The sequence below is a fragment of the Streptomyces sirii genome, assembly GCF_045690365.1.
In the GTDB taxonomy this organism is placed as follows: Bacteria; Actinomycetota; Actinomycetes; order Streptomycetales; family Streptomycetaceae; genus Streptomyces; species Streptomyces sirii.
This window is the reverse complement of sequence record NZ_CP147982.1, coordinates 7,060,107-7,076,886: the sequence shown is the minus strand read 5'-3', so window position 1 is coordinate 7,076,886 and position 16,780 is coordinate 7,060,107. Positions and strand designations below refer to the sequence as shown.

Below are 16,780 nucleotides of genomic sequence, written 5' to 3'. Positions count from 1 at the left end.
CTGCGCCTCCCCGGCCGGGCAAGCCCGTAGGGAGCGGCAGCGGCCGTTGCGGCGCGGGCCCCGTGCGGGTCAGTTGCGGCGGGAGCTGAGGGCGCAGGCGGCGGCCGTGGCAGCGGCCGCGATCAGGAAGGTGAGGGCGAGCGGGAGCCAGGGGGTGCTGATCGTGCCGTGGACGGAGCCGGTGACCAGACCGGTGACGGCGGCGTTGGCGGGCGAGGCGCCCAGGACGAGCAGGAGCAGTGCGGCGGTGAGACCCGCCGGGATGCTCCAGGCGGGGCTGCGCAGGACCGGCCAGTTGCACAGTGCGCCGATCGCGGTGCCCATCAGCAGGCAGGCCAGCGCGGCGAGCAGCCCCGCGGCGGCCGCGGGCAGGACCGGGACGGCCACGTGGTGGTCGGTGGAGCGCGGGTCGGACAGCAGCACGGCCGCCGCCGTACCCAGCAGCGCGAGCAGCGTCCCGGCACCGGCCGCGGTGAGGACACAGGCCAGGTGCACCCGGCCGGGTCCGGCGGCGGCCGCGGCGCAGTTCCGGGCGGCCGGCGGCTCGTTGGTGACACAGATCCGGGTGAGCCAGACCGCCACGGGCAGCAGGCCGCCCGCGGCGTAGCCGAACGCGTCCAGGATCGGGCCGCCGCTCTGGACGCCGATGGCCAGGAAGGCGGCGTAGCAGATGACCGGCGGCAGCCAGCGGTGCGAGCCGATGAGCAGCGCGGCCTGGTAGCGGAGGAGCGCGATCACAGGGAAGGGCCTCTTCAGGGAGTCGGGGCGGACGGGGCGGGGGTCTCGGCCGGGCCCGGGGCCGGGGTGACCGAGCGGATGTGCCAGGGCGGACGGTCGGAGAGCAGGGCCCGCAGCAGGGCGTCGGAGTGGGCGGCCGCGACCGTCAGCCGGATCGTGCCGTCCGGTCCCGGAGCGATCTCCGGTCCGCCGGGAAGCCGTGCCGGCCCACCGGGCTGCCCGGATCCTCCACCGGGCAGCGCCGCCGCCCCCTCAGGCGTCGGCACGCTCCCCGGTGGGCCCGCCACGTCGATGACCACCCGCCGACCGCTCGCCGCCGCCGCGCCGGCGGCGGGCCCACCGCTCTCCTCCTGGGGCAGCAGCCGCCCCTCCACGACCCGATAGCGGGCGTCGGCCGCGCCGGCCCACCGGTGCGGGTCGTGGTCGACGAAGACGACGGTGCCGCCGGCCGCGACCCGCTCGGCGACGGCGCGGTCGAGAACCTCGCGTGCGCCGCGGTCCAGGCCGGTCCATGCCTCGTCCAGGACGAGGAGTTCGGGCTCGCCGAGCAGCGCCTGGGCGACCGCGACCTTCTGGCTGGTCCCCTTGGACAGCTCGGCCAGCCGCGTATGCGCGTGCCCGGCGGCGCCGAAGCGTTCGAGCCACTCGGTGGCACGGCGGACCGCTTCCGAGCCGGGTACGCCGTGGATACGGCCGAGGTGGGTGAGGTACCCGACGGCGGTGAAGGGCATGGCGGCCGGAAAGCGCTCGGGGACGTAGGCGCTGCGCGGCCGGCCGGTGATCCGCCCGGTACTGGGGCGGTCGATACCGGCGAACAGCCGCAGCAGGGTGGACTTTCCGCTGCCGTTGGTCCCCTCGACGCGCAGCAGCGCTCCCACGGGCACGTCGAGATCGACATCCTTCAGCACCCAGGGGCCACGCACCCCGTAGCGCCGCCCCACCCCGTCCAGCCTCATCCGCTCCGCCGCCTTCCCCCGCCGCCGGCTTCCCCCGCCGCCGGCTACCTCCGCCGCCGTGCCGTCCCGACGGTAGCCGGAGCGGCCGCCCGGTGCGCCTGCGGGTACGCGCCGGGCTCAGCCGCGTACGGCGTCAACCCGGGGCCCGTGGGGCGCAGTTGGCCGCCGCCCAGTACGGACGGCCCGCCCCGTACCGGCCTCACCGGCCGCGAGGCCCGCGCCGGCGTTGTCGGTGGCGGCTGGCAGACTGGTCGGGTGACCAGCACCGAGACCGCCGGGCAGTCCGGCAGCAGCTCCAGCAGCCCGTTCCAGCAGACAAAGACCGACCGGGACGCGGCGCCGCAGTTCGTGCTGCCGCTGGTCGCGCGGATCGAGCGGGCCGAGCCGCCGGCGCGTACGGACGCGCTGGAGACGGCCGCGCGGGCGGTGCTGATGCTGCTGTCGGACGAGCGGTCGGCCGGGGACGGCGAGTGGGCCGAGGCGGTGCGGGCCTGGCAGGACGCCCGGATCCGGAAGGTGGTGCGGCGGGCGCGCGGCGCGGAGTGGCGGCGGGCCGAGGCGCTGCCGGGCATCACGGTCAGCGGCGACCGCGCCGAGGTGCGGGTCTATCCGCCGGTGCCGCTGGACGGCTGGCCGAAGGACCTGGCGCGGCTCCAGGTCTCGGGCACGGAGCTGGACGACCCGAAGCCGCCGGAGGCGCCGGCTGAGGGGCTGCCGGTGCTGTGGCTCAACCCCGAGCTGCAGATGTCGGCGGGCAAGGAGATGGCGCAGGTCGGGCATGGCGCCCAGCTGGCATGGTGGGAGCTGTCCGAGGAGGAGCGGGCGTCCTGGCGCGCGGCGGGGTTCCCGCTGGCCGTACGGTCCGCGGACCGTACGCACTGGGAGGCGCTGACCCGCAGCGGCCTGCCCGTGGTGCACGATGCGGGCTTCACGGAGATCGCCCCCGGGAAGACCGTTGCAGCCGAAGGGGGCAGCCGTTTTTGCCCTCTCCCAGGCGGACGACGGCCGTAGGGACCAACGGGCGAGCGTACGTGGGGGTAGCCCTACCCGGAGCCGGGTGGTCAGCAGGATCGCCCCGCGCGACCGCGTCCGGAAACGTTGGGCCTGGCACACACCGCAGGTCTCCCAACGATTCCACAGGAGTTGACCCGTGCGAGCGCAGTTACGGCAGAGGTTCCGCTCCTCCGGACGGCAGCGGGGCGGTCGGCGCAGAGCCGCGCCGGTCGCGGTCGCGGTGGCCGGCGGCATCATGACGATGGGTGCCCTGGCGCCGCCCGCGGCGTCCGCCGCCGCCAGACCGGACACCGTCCAGCAGGGCCTGAACGCGCTGGTGCACACCGACGGCCTGCCCGCCGCGCTGGCGAGCGTCAAGAACCACGACGGCCACGCCCGTACCTACACCGCAGGGGTCGGCGACCTGGCCACCGGCTCGAAGGTGCCCAGGGACGGCCAGGTGCGGATCGGCAGCAACACCAAGACCTTCACCGCGGTGGTCGTACTGCAGCTGGTCGGTGCGGCCGGCGTGACCGACGACGGCCGCGCCGCCAACGTCGCGGTGACCATCCAGCCACCCAGGAAGACGACCATGAGGCGCGTGGAGAGTGTCGTGGACACGGCCCTGTGCCGCTGAAACCACGCCTTCAATACACCTTGGTCACAGACGCGGCCGGGGTACGGAGGCAGGGGTGCGGAGGTAGCGGTGGTCGCGTGTGCCGACAGCGCCGATCGGACCGGCGGCTCGGAGGATGACGTCGAGGGCGGGGGTCATGGGCACCGATCATGCCGGAGGGCCGGTAGGCACCCCACCGAATATCGGAGCCGGCCCCACCGGCCCACCCGAAGCGACCTCGTCCCCCGGCCCCAGGGTGCGGGTCCCGGCCCGCGTCCCGGGACTGGAGACCTACTCGGCCGACATGGCCTCCCGCATCGCCTGCGCGGTGGTGTTCGGGTCGTAGCCCTCGGGGACGCCGTCGACCAGGATGATGTCGCCCTTGATGTGCCGCGAGCGCAGCGGTGCGATCTCCTGGTACGCGGGCGAGTCCCACCAGCCCCGCGCCTCGGCGATCCCGGGGAAGCCGATCAGCACGACGTGCCCGGGCCAGCCGCCCTCCTTCACTTCGTGCTGCGACGCGTGCACGAGGAAGCGGCCGCCGTACGGCTCGAAGGTCGCGGTGATGCGCTCGATGTACTCGGCGATCTCCGGGTGCGGAGCGGCCTCCTGCAGATGAGCTATGGCGTAGGCGGGCATGGCGTCCTTCCGTTCGGTCCGGTTCGGTTGGGCTCCGTTACGCCGACGATCATGGCACGCGGCCGCATCCGCGGCGGTGGCTTCGCACGAGTCGCCGTTCGGCGACGGTGCGGCTGCCGTTGCCGAGCGGGTACATAGGATCGCCGGCATGGCACTGCGACCTGTTCAGGTGAACATCAAGGCTCTCGACGGCTCGGCGGTCGGCCGGTTCTGGGCGGAGGCGCTCGGCTGGAGTGCCTACAACCCCGGCGTGACCACCTACGTCGGACCCGCCGGCGGTCCCGTTTGGCCGGACCCGGTCGCCGTCTGCATCGACATCGTTCCCGTCCCGGAAGCCAAGACGACGACGAAGAACCGTGTGCACCTCGATCTCGCCACCACCTCTGCGGCCCATCAGGCGGAGCTGGTCGCACGCCTGAAGGCGCACGGTGCGACGCCCGTCGACGTGGGCCAGGGCGACGTGCCGTGGACGGTCCTCGCCGACCCCGAGGGCAACGAGTTCTGCGTACTGGAGCCTCGGGAGATCTACCGGGACACCGGGCCGATCGCCGCGGTGGTGGTCGACTGCGTGGATCCGCGGGCCATGGCCCGGTTCTGGGGCGAGGCGATGGACTGGACCCTGCACGAGGTGACCGACGACCAGGCGGTGTTGCGCTCCGCCAAGGGCGTCGGTCCGTATCTGGAGTTCCTCCGCACGCCCGGCGTGAAGACCGTGCCGGACCGGGTCCATCTCGACCTGCTGCCGTACCCCGGTGACGACAAAGCGGCGGAGGTGGACCGGCTGCGGGCCCTCGGCGCCACCGACCTCGACCTCGGCCAGGGCGACGTCCCGTGGACGTGCCTGGCCGATCCGGAGGGCCACGAGTTCTGCGTCCTCGCCCCGTCCTGACGCGGAGCCTCGACGACACCCCGACAGGTGAGCCTTGTGTGCTCGGGCATGCGGTGTTCCCCGGACCCGGGCACGGCCTTCGCGTTGCGGTTGCTACAGGGTGACGCCGCCGGTGACGTCGACCTTGGTGCCCGTGATCCAGTGAGCGTCGCTCAGAAGTTGCCGTAGTTGACCTGCCAGGTCGGCAGGCCCATCCGGCGCCAGACCGCGACGACGCGGTCGCGGTCGTCCAGGGAGACGCGTACCGCGAAGCGGTGGCGGACGTGGCGGTCGAAGAGTTCGGCCTTCACGACGTCGTCACGACGACCGTCGCCGGCGGCGCGCATCCACAGCTCGTCGTAGGGGACGTCGTGCCGGCGCAGCCACTCCTCGGTCTGCCGGCGGTGCTCCTCGCCGCGCCCCGAGAGCAGGACGATGACGTCCTGGTCGGCGCGCTGGAAGGAGCGCAGGGCGTCGCGCACGGAGACGTTGAGCAGGTCCTCGCCGCAGCGGGAGAAGTCGTAGGGGCCGCGGTCGCCCCTGATGGCGAGCGTGCCGTCGATGTCGCACATCACCGCCGCCGGGAGGGCCGGGTCGGCGGCGTACGACTCGACCGCCACCTCGTCGTTGAACCACTCCGCGGTGAGCCGCCAGCCGCCCTGCCGGGCCTTGGCGTGCTTGTCGGCCAGGAGCCGGATGATGTCCTCACCGGCCGTGCGGTCGCGCTCGGCGTCGCGCCGTATGCACTCCTCGACCGGGACGTCGGTGAAGTCGTGCACGACGAAGGCGGCCTGTCCGGCCACGGCGGCCTTCAGGCGCTTGGGGATGTGGGGCGTCAGGTGCGTGTTGTCCACGACGACGTCGAAGCCGTCGTCGACGGCGGCCCGTACCGCCGCGTCCTGGATCGCCAGCACGGTCTGCTCGTGCGCATAGGACCGGCGCTCGGGTGCCGGAATGTCGAGCATGGTCCGCAGGTCGTCGAGGTTCACCCGACGCATCCGGCCCTCGGACTCCGCCTGCAACTTGCGCGCGGCGGTCGTCTTGCCCGAGGCCGGGAGCCCCGTCATGACGTGTACTTCGGGCACGGTCAGTTCTCCTCGTCGTTCTTGAAGGGGTCGGATGCCTCCGGCCGGAAGGAACGGTACGTCACCAGCTCGGTGGGACGCCCGTCCAGGCGCTGGAACATGGCGGGGCGGACGGCCGCGTCGGGCAGCGCCCGCACGGCGCGGGCGAAGGCGCCGCGATCGCCGGCGAGGTGCGCCAGGGACCGGTACGCCTCGTCGATCGCGTGCTCGCGGTCGGCCACGTTCTTCTCGATCCGCGCGATCACCTCGTGCACCCAGGCGTCGAACTCGTCGGGCACCTGCTCCAGCAGCGCGTCCAGGGGACGGCCGCCGGACGCCTCGATGTCGGCCGGCGAGCAACCCAGCGCCTGGGACACCTGCTTGGCGGGCAGAGCGGCGAAGCGCTGGATGCCGTGGCCGCGCCAGATGTCCCGCTCCGTCACGCCGGTGAGCACCTTGTGCAGCCGTACGTACTCGGCGAGCTTGGCCTTGGCCCGTACGCCCGAGGCGAAGCGCAGCACGAAGCCCTCGGCGTTCGTGCCGGTGGCGGCGCCGCCACCGGGCAGTTGGTTGTCCGCGGCCAGGGCGAGCAGTTCGGCGAGCGGCACAGCGGGCCAGACGGTGACGACCGAGCCTATGCCGTGCCAGCACGCCGCGGCGTCGGCCAGGGGTATTTCCCTGCCGTCCTTGGCGAGGGCGGCGAGCAGCACCAGGTCCCGGCGGTCGCCGTAGTCGACGACGATGCGGTTCTGCGGGTAGAGGATCTCGGCGAGATAGGTGATGCCGGGCACCAGGGCGGAGGTGTCCTTGCCGTCGAGCAGCCGCTGGGCCCAGGTCGCCTGGGTGCTGATGAACGAGCCCTTGGACGCGACGTGCCAGCGGTCGGCGTAGTGGAAGATCACCGCGAGGCTGCCGTCGACCTTGTCGTACACCTCGAACGGCTCGTCCGGGAGGGCGGGCGCGTACGGCTGACCCGCCTCGTGCTCACCGACGTTGAAGAACTTGGGCAGCGGAAGCGCGACGATCTCTCCGGTGGCGTCGTCGGCGACCAGACCGCGGCAGCGCATGGTCACCCTGTTCCACACCCGCTCGTACTGGGCCGTCCTGGTGTACGTGTAGAGGGACAGCGGCAGTTCGGGATGCCGTTTGCGGGTGACGTGCCCGGCATCGAGGGCGGCCGTCAGCTCCTGCGGCGGCAGCAGCTCGTGAAGGGTCGGGGTCGCCTGGCTCATACTCTTCTCGGTTCCTCCTGGTAGTGACCCTCGATTCTGGTCTGCGGGAGGCCCGGTGAACAGCGAATTGATGCCAGGCGGTGGATCATCCCGCGGCGGGGCGGGGCGGCATCCAGTGGTCGACGTTGAAGTCGCCCTTCTCCAGGGTCTCGAAGGGGGCGGAGCCCAGGCACTTGCCGACGCTCTTCTTCGGCACGCCGTCCATGGCCCAGCTGTAGCCGAGACGGTCGTTCCTGCCGCTGTCCAGCACGGTGAAGCCGAAGCGCTTGCCCTTCAGATCACCGATCTCCGGCATACCCGGTGTGTTCTTGAAGTGCGACTCCGTCACGATGCCGGTGGCGACGGCGACCGGGCCGCCGGTCAGCAGGCAGTCGACACGGCCCTTGAAGTAGCCGCCCCAGTCCTTGCCGAAGTAATGGCTGACGCGGAACGTGCCGCGCGCCTGATCGGCGAAGCCATGGGCGTCGATGGTGAAGTGCACGTTGTCGCCGGGCTGGCGCTTCAACTTGGCGGAGCCCTTGAGCGCGGGTTCCTCGACGGTGTGCCGGGCGACCTTGGGCCCGCTGTCGACGGCTGCGGCCGGCCCCGGTGTACCCAGGGTCAGCGCGGTCGCCGTACACGCGGCGAGCGCGGTGGCGGCCAGGACAAAGGGACGACGCATTGCGGGCATGCTTGCTCCAAGGGGCGATGCGAGGGATCGGAATCGGTGCGGCAGGGGCGAGTTCCCCGTCCCTGCTGCTCTCCACGGTCCTCCCAGCCGCTTCGTCGGGCGTCGCTCCCCAGAAGGAATGCCCTCCGCCGAACGGTGGAGTCGGGGATGGGCCGACAGACCGAGGTCTAACGGAAGGCCGCGACATGCCGCCGTGCCCAGTCGGCGAAGGTGTGGGGCGGGCGGCCGAGGACGTGTGCGGTGTCGGGGGTGAGGTGCTGCTCGGCGGAGGTGGGTTCGCCGAGGATGGTCAGCGTGGTGTCGACGACGGGCTCGGGCATGAACCGCAGCATGTCCGCGCGGGCCTCCTCGCGGGTCTGCTCGATGAACCGAACGGGCTCGCCGAGTGCGGCACCGAGCGCCGCGGCGCGCTGCCGGGGCGTGGTGAGGGCGGGGCCGGTCAACTCGTACGTACGCCCCAGGTGCTGGTCCTCGCGCAGTGCCGCGGCGGCGACCTCGGCGATGTCGCTCGGGTCGATGGTGGGCAGGCCGACGTCGCCGAACGGGGCGGCGACGGTCCGCCGGTCCCGGACCGACTCGGCCCAGGCGAAGGCGTTGGAGTGGAAGCCGCCGGGCCGCAGGATCGTCCACCGCAGGCCGGACTGGCGGACCGCGTCCTCGATGGCACCCGCCGTGCCCGCGTGCGAGGCCGACTGCGGCCGGGTCGCGACTCCTTGGGACGACAGCAGCACCACCCGTTCGACGCCGCCGGCCTTGGCCGCGTCGAGGATGTCGGGCGTACTCAGCAGGTGCGCGCTGGGACCGCCGTTCTGCAGGAACACCGCGTCGGCGCCGTCGAAGACGCCCCGGAGGCTCTCCGCGTCGATGAGGTCCGCCCTTCGATGCCGGACGCCCTCCGGGACGTCCTGCGCCGAGATCCCCCGGGAGGTCGCGGTCACCTCTTCTCCGGCTTCCGCCAGGGCCCGTACGAGCGATCGGCCTACGTTGCCGGTCGCACCCGTCACCACGATCATGAGCAACTCCCTTGTTTTTCCGCATGGTTGGTCGTCGATGCCCGAGTGGGCGAAAGCGCCCCGAAGGGTTGTTCCCCGGGCGACGGGAGGACGCTAACAGCGGCCGTACAGTAGGTACCTAGAGGAAAGTGACTACCCCGAGGGGATGCACATGGCCGGCGGTGCGACCTGGACGGCGTCGATCGGGGCCGATCCTCGACTCGCCTGCCCCATCAGCCCGGTGGTGGACATGGTGTTCAGCCGCTGGACCACGCCGATCCTGTGGACGCTCCATGCGCACGGACGCCAGCGCTTCGTCGAGCTCGAACGGCGGATCACCGACATCACGCCGAAGGTGCTGACCCAGCGGCTGCGGCAACTGGAACGCGACGGCCTGGTGGTGCGCACGTACCACCCGGAGGTCCCCCCGCGCGTCGAGTACGAGATCAGCGACCTCGGGCGCAGCCTCGCCCCGCTCTTCGCACAGCTCGCCGAGTGGGGCGCCGGCCACCTGGACGAGGTCGAGCAGGCCCGGCGCGACTACGACGACGCCGACGCGGCCCGATAGCGGGCGGCGACCGGGAGGCAGAGGCACGGGAACAACAAGGAAGGGTCCCTTCCTCAAGCGAGGAAGGGACCCTTTGTGGAGCGCCCGGCAGGCCTTGCACCTGCATCTCCCACCGGTTGGTGGACGTCTTTCCTTGGACCACAGACGCGTGACTCCCGCCCGCGGGCCGGAGTTGCACCATGATCATACATGGCGATCTAGGTGCGTCGTCCAGTACGCCGGCGAGGCCCGGGGGACGCCCCCTAGTTCAGCGTCTTCAGCGCCGCCGCGTCGTACGGCTTCAGCTCGTCGAAGCGGCCGGCCAGGACCTTCGTCGCCCACTCCGGGTCCTGGAGCAGGGCGCGGCCGACGGCGACCATGTCGAACTCGTCGCGCTCCAGGCGGTCGAGGAGGTTGTCGATGCTGCCGATCCCGGCGCCCTCGCCCGCGAACGCGCGGAGGAAGTCGCCGTCGAGGCCGACCGAGCCGACAGTGATGGTGGGGCGGCCGGTGAGCTTCTTGGTCCAGCCCGCCAGGTTCAGGTCCGAGCCCTCGAACTCCGGGAGCCAGTAGCGGCGGGTGGAGGCGTGGAAGGCGTCGACGCCGGCCTCGGCGAGCGGGGCCAGGATCGCCGCCAACCCCTCCGGGGACTCGGCGAGCCGCGCGTCGTAGGCCTCCTGCTTCCACTGCGAGTAGCGGAAGATCACCGGGAAGTCGGGCGAGACGGTCTCGCGGACCGCGGCGACGATCTCGGCGGCGAACTTCGTACGGGCGACGGGGTCGCCGCCGTACGCGTCGGTGCGGCGGTTCGTCCCCGCCCACAGGAACTGGTCGAGGAGGTAGCCGTGGGCGCCGTGCAGTTCGACGCCGTCGAAGCCGATGCGCTCGGCGGCCGCGGCGGCCTCGGTGAAGGCGCCGACGACCTCGTCCAGATCGCTCCGGGTCATCGCCTTGCCGCCGCCCTCGGTGCCGTCGACACGGATGCCGGAGGGGCCGACGGCGGGGGCGTCGGCGAAGGGCGGGTCGCCCTGCTTGCGCACCATGCCGATGTGCCACAGCTGCGGCACGATCGTGCCGCCCGCCGCGTGCACGGCCTCGGCGACCTGCGCCCAGCCCGCCAGCTGCTCCTCGCCGTGGAACCGCGGCACACGGTCGCTCTGCCCGGCCGACTCGTGGCCGACGTAGGTCCCCTCGGTGACGATCAGCCCCACACCTGCGGCGGCGCGGCGGGCGTAGTACGACCGCACGTCCTCACCGGGGACGCCGCCCGGGGAGAACATGCGCGTCATCGGCGCCATCGCAATACGGTTCGGAACGGTCAGGCCGTTCAGCGCGACGGGTCGGGACAGGATTTCCGCCGCGCGGGAGGCGGAGGACGCGGTGACGGTCACGGAGTGCTCCTTGTAGGTACCGGTCGGTATGTGCACATGCATCGAATGCGTGCATTGCCAACCAGGGCGGCTGCCGAGGCATTCCGACCGCCCGGCGAACCCGGCTGTGATCCCGGACACGCGCCGGGTGCCGGGACCGTACGGCCGTCCTCAAGGCGACGGCCCCGTGAGGGCGGAAGTTTCGGGCCAGACCGTACTGTTGGCCCATGATTGCCTCACTTCTCGGGTTCACCACCGTGGCCGCGCTGCTGACCATCTCCCCCGGCCCCGACTTCGCGGTGGTCCTGCGGACCGCGCTCGGCTCGGGGCGGCGCGCCGCGCTGTGCAGCGCGCTGGGCATATCCACCGGATGCTTCGTGTGGGGGCTGGCCGGCGCGATCGGGCTGACCGCGATGCTGTCGGCCTCGGAGACGGCGTACCGCGTCCTGGGGCTGGCCGGTGCGCTGTATCTGATGTGGCTCGGGGTGCGGGCGCTGCGCAGTGCCCGGCGGGGACGGACGGCCGGGCGCACGGAGACGACGGGCCCGGGGCAGGGCACGGGGCGGGAAACGGCTGCGGGCGGGGGGCAGGCACAGGCCGCCGGCGCGACGAAGGACGCGCTTGCGACGCCCCTGGGCGCGTTCCGTACCGGTCTGCTGACCAATGTCCTCAACCCCAAGGTCGGGGTCGTCTATATGTCGCTGCTGCCGCAGTTCATCCCGCACGGTGCGCCGGTGGTCGCCACCACACTGCTACTGGTCACCGTCCATGCCGCACTGGGCGTGCTGTGGCTGGGCGGCGTCGCGCTCGCGGTCCACCGGGCGCGGGCCGTCTTCCAGCGTCCGCGCGTACGGCGGAGGCTGGATCAGGCCACCGGCGGGATGCTGCTGGCGCTGGGCGCCGCGGTGGGGTTCGAGACCGCCCGCTGACTGCCGCGGGGGGGGCGCCGGCGGGGGCGCGCGGGAAGCTCAAATCAACCTCTGAACTCGGCCGGTACAGGGTTTGGCCCCTGTTGAGGGGGCCATGAGTACCCCGACCACGGAGCGAGAGGGGGAGCCATGGAGCGCATGGAGCGCCTTGGTACGGGAATCGGCTGGCGGCCGGAAATCGCCGCGGAGATCGCGGAGCTGCCCGGGGTGGACTGGGTCGAGGTCGTGGCGGAGAACATCTGCCCGGGCCATCTGCCGGACGCCTTGCGGGAGTTGCGCGAGCGCGGCACGACCGTCGTGCCGCACGGGGTCTCGCTCGGCCTCGGCGGCGCCGACCGCCCCGACGCCGGCCGCCTGACCGCGCTCGCCGAACGCGCCGAGGCGCTGGGCGCGCCGCTGGTCACCGAGCACATCGCGTTCGTCCGGGCCGGCGGGCCGCTGACCGCCTCGCCGCTGATGGAGGCCGGGCATCTGCTGCCCGTACCGCGCACCCGCGACGCGCTGGACGTGCTCTGCGAGAACGTCCGGATCGCCCAGGACGCGCTGCCGGTGCCGCTGGCCCTGGAGAACATCGCCGCGCTGGTCAACTGGCCGGGCGAGGAGTTCACCGAGGGCCAGTTCCTGTCCGAGCTGGTCGAGCGGACCGGGGTGCGGCTGCTGATCGACGTCGCCAACCTGCACACCAACCACGTCAACCGGGGCGAGGACCCGGCGGTCGCGCTCGACGAACTGCCGGTCGAGGCCATCGCGTACGTCCATGTCGCGGGCGGGGTGGAGCGGGACGGGGTGTGGCACGACAGCCATGCCCATCCGGTGACCCGGCCGGTGCTGGACGTGCTGGCGGAGCTGTGTGCCCGGACCGCCCCGCCCGGTGTGCTGCTGGAGCGCGATGAGGACTTCCCCGAGGGCGGGGAGCTCGCCGGTGAACTCGACGCGATCCGCACCGTGCTGAAGGAGGCCCGTCATGCGCAGGCGGCTTGAGCCCGTACCGGACACCATGACGCGCCCCGGCCCGGGCACCGACCGGGCGACCGGCACCGACGCGGCGCGGCAGCGGCTGGCGCTGGCGCAGACCGCGCTGCTGTCCGCGCTGGTCGCCGGGACGCCGGCGCCCGAGGGCTTCGACCGCACCCGGCTGCGGGTGCAGAGCCGGGCGCTGACCGCCAAGCGCGCCGCGGTGGTCGCGAAGGTCGCACCCGAGCTGCCCGAGATCCTCGGCGCGGGCTACCGGGAGGCGTTCGCCGACTACGCCCGGAACCGGCCGATGGCCGGCGGCTACCGCCAGGACGCGCTGGACTTCGCGGCGCATCTGCTGGCCCAGGACCGTCCCCAGGACCCGGCCGCGCGGCAGCTGTTGACACGCTGGTGGCGCGATCGCGCGGGCCCCAGACCGCCGTCCGCCCGGCCCGCGGCCCGCCTGGCGCGCGCCGTGCGCGACATATGGGGCCGGAGGTGACCGCGATGTCCTTCACACAGTGGGTGTACGCCGCGGTCGGCGTCTCGTCGTTGCTGCTCGTCCTCGGCACGGTGGCGGTGCGGCTGCGGACGCCGTCGGCCACCAGGGGGGACGCGCTGACGCACAACGTGTGGGAGGCGGCGTTCCTCGCCGGCGGCCCCGGGCGGGTGGTGGACGCCGCGGTGGCCGGGATGCACGAGGACGGGCTGCTGGCGGTGGGCGGGCCGGGCGTGGTGACCGTACGCGGTGCCGCCGCCCGTGACGCGGTCGAGGCGGCCGTGGTGGACGCGGTCCTGCGGACGCCCGGCGGGGCGCTGGCCGCGGTCCGTATCGAGGCGATGCGCAGCCCGGCGGTCCAGGGCGTCGGCGACCGGCTGGCGGCCCGCGGGCTGCTGCGCCCGCCGCGGCTGGGGCGGGGCCGGCGCCGGTGGGCGCGCGCGCAGATGACGGCGTGCGCGGTGCTGTTCGCCGCCGCGGTGGTGTTCTCGATCGCCGGGACGGGCGGGGACGACGGGTACGAGGCGCCGGTGGTCTTCCGTATCGCGCCGGCGCTGATCGGCGGCGTGGTGGTGGGTGCGCTGTGCCGGACGGCGCTGCGCAAGCGGATCACCAAGGCGGGGTCGGTGGCGCTGCGCACCGCGCAGTCGGCCGGCTCGCAGGGCGGCGTGGGCGGTGCCTGGCAGCCCGCCGCGCAGGTGGTGGCGCTGGGGGGTACGGCGCTGATCGTGGACGAGCTGCTGCGGCAGCAGTTCGAGGAGGCGCAGCGGGCCACCGCGGCCGCCGCCTCGGGCGGCGGGTCCTCGTCGTCCGGCGGTTCGTCGTCCTGCGGCTCCGGGGGCGACGCCTCCTGGTGCGGTGGGTCCGACGGCGGCTCGGGGTCCGGGTGCGGCAGCGGTGGTTCGTCCTGCGGCGCGGGGGCGTCGTGCGGGGGCGGTTCGAGCGGCGGCTCGTCCTGCGGCGGGGGTTCGAGCTGCGGGGGCGGGGGCGGCTGCGGCGGCAGCTGACACGCGGGGGGCGGTGACCGCGTGTGCGGAGCGGGTGGCCGCGCGTGCGGTGCCTCACATGCGGAGTAAATCCGTGGCGTTCGGGACGGAACCTCCCGTATGAACTGTGCATATGTGGCTCCTGTTCCTCCTTGTCGCCTGTGTGGCGGCGGTGCTCTCCTGTGCGCGGGTCTGCCGCGCGGCGGTCGTCTCCGCCCGCATCTCCGGGCCGGCCCCGCGGCCGGCCCCCGGCCCCGCGTCGGATCCGGCCGCCGCGGACGGGTCCAAGCCCGGCCTGACCCTGTACGAGATGGCCTACCTCTCCGGTGGTCCGCAGCGGCTCGCCGATGTGGTGCTGGTGCTGATGGCTCAGCAGCGGCGGCTGCTGCTCGCCCACACCGGCTGGGCCACCGTCGTCGACCCGGTCGGCCACGACTCCGTGGAGCGCGCCACGCTCACCGCCATAGGGCCCGACGGGCAGCGCCCGATACCCGCGGTGCGCCAGGCACTGGTCGCCGACGAGGCGGTGCGGGCGGTGGCCGACCGGTTGGTGGCCGACGGGCTCGCGCTGCCCGAGGGGGCCCGGCCGGGCATCCGCGGCGCGGTCCGGCAGGTGCGGGCCGCCGCCCTGCTGGTGGTGCTGTCCGCCGCGGCGAGCTACTGGATGGCGCCCTCCGACGCTGAGACCGGGCAGGCGCTGGGCTGGTTCGCGCTCCCGCTGATCCTCACCCTCGGCACCTTGGCCGTGGCCCGCTTCGAGCTGTATCCGTACGGCGACTGGGCCACCGACGCGGGCGAACGGCGACTGCCCGCCGCCGGCTCCCCCAGCTCCCCTGCCACTTCGCCCTCACTCACCAGGCTCGCGCTGCACGGCCCCATGGCTCTCACCGACCCCAGCCTGCGCGCCGCGCTCCACTCTTCCGGGGCATAGCGTCCGACACCGGCACCATGTGCTTTACATCGGCATTGCCCCCCTCAACTATCCCTTTTGTATGCACACACGAAGGGACGGCCAGTGAGAGCACTTGCGTTGTACGGCACGATCGGATCGCTGATCGTGACCGCCGTCGCCACCGCCCCGGCGGGCAGCGCCCCGCGCGCGTCCGGCGCACCGCCGGCGCCCGTGGCACACCGCATCGACTTCGGCCGGTGCGCGCCGGTGGAGCATCTGCCGTCGACCGTCGAGTGCGGCAAGCTCACCGTCCCCCTCGACTACGCGCGGCCGGACGGCAAGAAGATCCACCTCACGGTCAGCCGGATCCGCGCCACCGCGCCCGACGAGCGGCAGGGTTCCCTGGTCTTCAACCCCGGCGGCCCCGGCGCGTCCAGCCTGGAGTTCCCCCTCTACGGCGGGCTCCCCAAGTGGAACAAGCTGGCCCGCGCCTACGACTTCGTCGGCTACGCGCCACGCGGCGTCGGCCGCTCGGCGCCGCTGTCCTGCCAGGACCCCGAGGAGTTCGCCAAGGCGCCGACCGACAGCCGGCCGCACCCCGACGCGGCCTTCAAGCGCAAGAAGGTGGCCGAGGCGAAGAAGTACGCCCGCGGCTGCGCCCGCCGGGCCGGGGCGGACCTGCCGTTCTACAACTCCGTCAACAACGCCCGCGACCTGGACATGCTGCGGGCCGCGCTCGGCGAGAAGCGGCTGACGTTCATGGGCGCCTCGTACGGGACGTACTTCGGTGCGGTCTACGCGACGCTCTTCCCCGGCCACGTCCGGCGGATGATCTTCGACAGCGTGGTCAACCCCGCGCCCCAGCAGATCTGGTACCGCAACAACCTCGACCAGTCCATCGCCTTCGAGCGCCGGTGGGGCGACTGGCTGCGCTGGGTCGCCAAGCACGACCACCACTACCACCTCGGCACGTCCAAGCAGGAGGTGCAGCGGTCGTACGACAAGGCCGTCACGCAGCTGCGCCGCCACCCGGTCAACGGCAAGATCGGCCCCGGCCAGCTGCAGGCGGCGTACCTCAAGACCGGCTACAACGACGCCTTCTGGCCGCTGCGCGCCGAGGCGCTCTCGGACTACCTGCACGGCGACCCCAAGCAGCTGGTCTCCCAGGCCATGCCCCAGGCCCGCACCGCCAAGGACGAGGAGAACGCCAACGCCGTCTACACCGCGGTGGAGTGCAATGACGCGCACTGGCCGCGCTCGTGGCAGACCTGGGACCGGGACAACAGCGACATCGCGCGGATCGCGCCGTTCGAGACCTGGGACAACGCCTGGATGAACCTGCCGTGCGCCTTCTGGCCCGAGCACTCGGAGTCGGAGCCGGCCGGAGCCGAGTCCGCGGAACAGGGTCCGGCGCAGGAGCTGCTGGACACCGCCGGCCACGCCACCGGGACCGGGCTGGACGACCTGCTCCTGGGGACGCACGGACCGCTCGACATCCACACCGAGCCGGGTGCGCTGCCGCCGGTGCTGCTGCTCGCGGCCGAGCGGGACGCGGCGACCCCGTACAAGGGCGCGGTGGAGCTGCAGCGGCGGCTGCCCGGCTCGTCGCTGGTCACCGAGAACGCCTCGGGCACCCACGGCATCGCGTTCGGCGAGAACGCCTGTGTGAGCAAGTACGCCGAGGACTACCTGGTGCGCGGGAAGATCCCGGCACACCGGGTGTACTGCGCGCCGCACGCGGAGCCGGTGCCGGGCCAGCAGGCGAACCGGGCGCAGCTGGCGCGGTCGGGCGCCCGGCCCGGGAAGTAGCGCGGACCGCGTGGACAGCGCTGTGG

Annotated in this window: 15 protein-coding genes and 2 pseudogenes; 9 read left to right on the top strand and 8 right to left on the bottom strand. The window is 73.2% G+C overall.

Going from position 1 to position 16,780, the window contains the following annotated elements; genetic code table 11:
- Window positions 1-69 precede the first annotated feature (69 nt).
- Both WAB15_RS31455 and WAB15_RS31450 read right to left on the bottom strand, forming a co-directional pair.
- Entirely contained in the window at window positions 70-738 is a 669-nt protein-coding gene (locus WAB15_RS31455) for an ABC transporter (RefSeq protein ID WP_399146253.1), read from the bottom strand.
- A gap of 14 nt (window positions 739-752) precedes the next feature.
- Entirely contained in the window at window positions 753-1,694 is a 942-nt protein-coding gene (locus tag WAB15_RS31450; RefSeq protein WP_407288290.1) for an ATP-binding cassette domain-containing protein, read from the bottom strand.
- Between the two features lie 255 nt (window positions 1,695-1,949).
- Between WAB15_RS31450 and WAB15_RS31445 the strand changes: the two genes are divergently transcribed.
- Window positions 1,950-2,705, top strand: a complete 756-nt coding sequence (locus tag WAB15_RS31445) for a peptidyl-tRNA hydrolase (RefSeq protein WP_407288289.1) — start codon at window positions 1,950-1,952, stop codon at window positions 2,703-2,705.
- A 139-nt stretch (window positions 2,706-2,844) separates the two neighbouring features.
- Window positions 2,845-3,228, top strand: a pseudogene (locus WAB15_RS31440) (serine hydrolase); the annotation flags it as partial.
- A gap of 366 nt (window positions 3,229-3,594) precedes the next feature.
- On the opposite strand, the gene WAB15_RS31435 reads toward WAB15_RS31440, so the two are convergent.
- On the bottom strand, window positions 3,595-3,942 hold the full coding sequence (locus WAB15_RS31435) for a DUF1330 domain-containing protein (protein ID WP_407288288.1): 348 nt from the start codon (window positions 3,940-3,942) through the stop codon (window positions 3,595-3,597).
- Between the two features lie 148 nt (window positions 3,943-4,090).
- Here WAB15_RS31435 and WAB15_RS31430 point away from each other — a divergent pair, with 148 nt between their 5' ends.
- A complete protein-coding gene (locus WAB15_RS31430; protein ID WP_407288287.1) occupies window positions 4,091-4,831 on the top strand; it encodes a VOC family protein in 741 nt (246 codons plus the stop codon).
- Window positions 4,832-4,983: 152 nt separating this feature from the next.
- Here WAB15_RS31430 and WAB15_RS31425 read toward each other — a convergent pair whose 3' ends face one another.
- The 4 genes from WAB15_RS31425 to WAB15_RS31410 all read right to left on the bottom strand — a co-directional run bounded on the left by WAB15_RS31425 (window position 4,984) and on the right by WAB15_RS31410 (window position 8,789).
- The gene (locus WAB15_RS31425; RefSeq protein ID WP_399146248.1) at window positions 4,984-5,895 is read right to left on the bottom strand and encodes an AAA family ATPase; all 912 of its coding nucleotides are present in this window, start codon (window positions 5,893-5,895) and stop codon (window positions 4,984-4,986) included.
- Between the two features lie 2 nt (window positions 5,896-5,897).
- Window positions 5,898-7,106: an RNA ligase gene (locus tag WAB15_RS31420; protein ID WP_407288286.1), complete on the bottom strand. Its 1,209-nt coding sequence runs from the start codon at window positions 7,104-7,106 to the stop codon at window positions 5,898-5,900.
- A gap of 85 nt (window positions 7,107-7,191) precedes the next feature.
- Window positions 7,192-7,767, bottom strand: a complete 576-nt coding sequence (locus WAB15_RS31415; RefSeq protein ID WP_407288285.1) for a hypothetical protein — start codon at window positions 7,765-7,767, stop codon at window positions 7,192-7,194.
- A 176-nt stretch (window positions 7,768-7,943) separates the two neighbouring features.
- Window positions 7,944-8,789 (bottom strand): SDR family oxidoreductase, encoded by an 846-nt coding sequence (locus tag WAB15_RS31410; protein ID WP_407288284.1) that lies wholly within the window; start codon window positions 8,787-8,789, stop codon window positions 7,944-7,946.
- Window positions 8,790-8,934: 145 nt separating this feature from the next.
- On the opposite strand from WAB15_RS31410, the gene WAB15_RS31405 reads away from it, so the two are divergent.
- Complete coding sequence (locus WAB15_RS31405; RefSeq protein WP_407288283.1) at window positions 8,935-9,336, top strand: winged helix-turn-helix transcriptional regulator; 402 nt, start codon at window positions 8,935-8,937, stop codon at window positions 9,334-9,336.
- Between the two features lie 242 nt (window positions 9,337-9,578).
- On the opposite strand, the gene WAB15_RS31400 is transcribed toward WAB15_RS31405, so the two are convergent.
- Window positions 9,579-10,706, bottom strand: a complete 1,128-nt coding sequence (locus tag WAB15_RS31400) for an NADH:flavin oxidoreductase (RefSeq protein WP_407288282.1) — start codon at window positions 10,704-10,706, stop codon at window positions 9,579-9,581.
- Window positions 10,707-10,912: 206 nt separating this feature from the next.
- On the opposite strand from WAB15_RS31400, the gene WAB15_RS31395 reads away from it, so the two are divergent.
- From WAB15_RS31395 to WAB15_RS31375, 5 genes and pseudogenes are all read left to right on the top strand, one after another.
- Window positions 10,913-11,614: a LysE family translocator gene (locus WAB15_RS31395; RefSeq protein ID WP_407288281.1), complete on the top strand. Its 702-nt coding sequence runs from the start codon at window positions 10,913-10,915 to the stop codon at window positions 11,612-11,614.
- Between the two features lie 138 nt (window positions 11,615-11,752).
- Window positions 11,753-13,070 (top strand): annotated as a pseudogene (locus WAB15_RS31390) (DUF692 domain-containing protein).
- Window positions 13,071-13,075: 5 nt separating this feature from the next.
- A complete protein-coding gene (locus tag WAB15_RS31385) occupies window positions 13,076-14,074 on the top strand; it encodes a TIGR04222 domain-containing membrane protein (RefSeq protein ID WP_399146241.1) in 999 nt (332 codons plus the stop codon).
- A gap of 112 nt (window positions 14,075-14,186) precedes the next feature.
- Complete coding sequence (locus WAB15_RS31380; RefSeq protein WP_407288280.1) at window positions 14,187-14,984, top strand: TIGR04222 domain-containing membrane protein; 798 nt, start codon at window positions 14,187-14,189, stop codon at window positions 14,982-14,984.
- Window positions 14,985-15,068: 84 nt separating this feature from the next.
- Window positions 15,069-16,754, top strand: coding sequence for an alpha/beta hydrolase (locus tag WAB15_RS31375; RefSeq protein ID WP_407288279.1), 1,686 nt, complete (start codon window positions 15,069-15,071; stop codon window positions 16,752-16,754).
- Window positions 16,755-16,780 lie beyond the last annotated feature (26 nt).

Coding starts and splice junctions, on each gene's coding strand:
- WAB15_RS31430 (WP_407288287.1), top strand. CDS start 4,091: ATGGCACTGCGACCTGTTCAGGTGAACATCAAGGCTCTCGACGGCTCG.
- WAB15_RS31420 (WP_407288286.1), bottom strand. CDS start 7,106: ATGAGCCAGGCGACCCCGACCCTTCACGAGCTGCTGCCGCCGCAGGAG.
- WAB15_RS31410 (WP_407288284.1), bottom strand. CDS start 8,789: ATGATCGTGGTGACGGGTGCGACCGGCAACGTAGGCCGATCGCTCGTA.
- WAB15_RS31395 (WP_407288281.1), top strand. CDS start 10,913: ATGATTGCCTCACTTCTCGGGTTCACCACCGTGGCCGCGCTGCTGACC.
- WAB15_RS31385 (WP_399146241.1), top strand. CDS start 13,076: ATGTCCTTCACACAGTGGGTGTACGCCGCGGTCGGCGTCTCGTCGTTG.
- WAB15_RS31435 (WP_407288288.1), bottom strand. CDS start 3,942: ATGCCCGCCTACGCCATAGCTCATCTGCAGGAGGCCGCTCCGCACCCG.
- WAB15_RS31405 (WP_407288283.1), top strand. CDS start 8,935: ATGCACATGGCCGGCGGTGCGACCTGGACGGCGTCGATCGGGGCCGAT.
- WAB15_RS31380 (WP_407288280.1), top strand. CDS start 14,187: ATGTGGCTCCTGTTCCTCCTTGTCGCCTGTGTGGCGGCGGTGCTCTCC.
- WAB15_RS31415 (WP_407288285.1), bottom strand. CDS start 7,767: ATGCGTCGTCCCTTTGTCCTGGCCGCCACCGCGCTCGCCGCGTGTACG.
- WAB15_RS31450 (WP_407288290.1), bottom strand. CDS start 1,694: ATGAGGCTGGACGGGGTGGGGCGGCGCTACGGGGTGCGTGGCCCCTGG.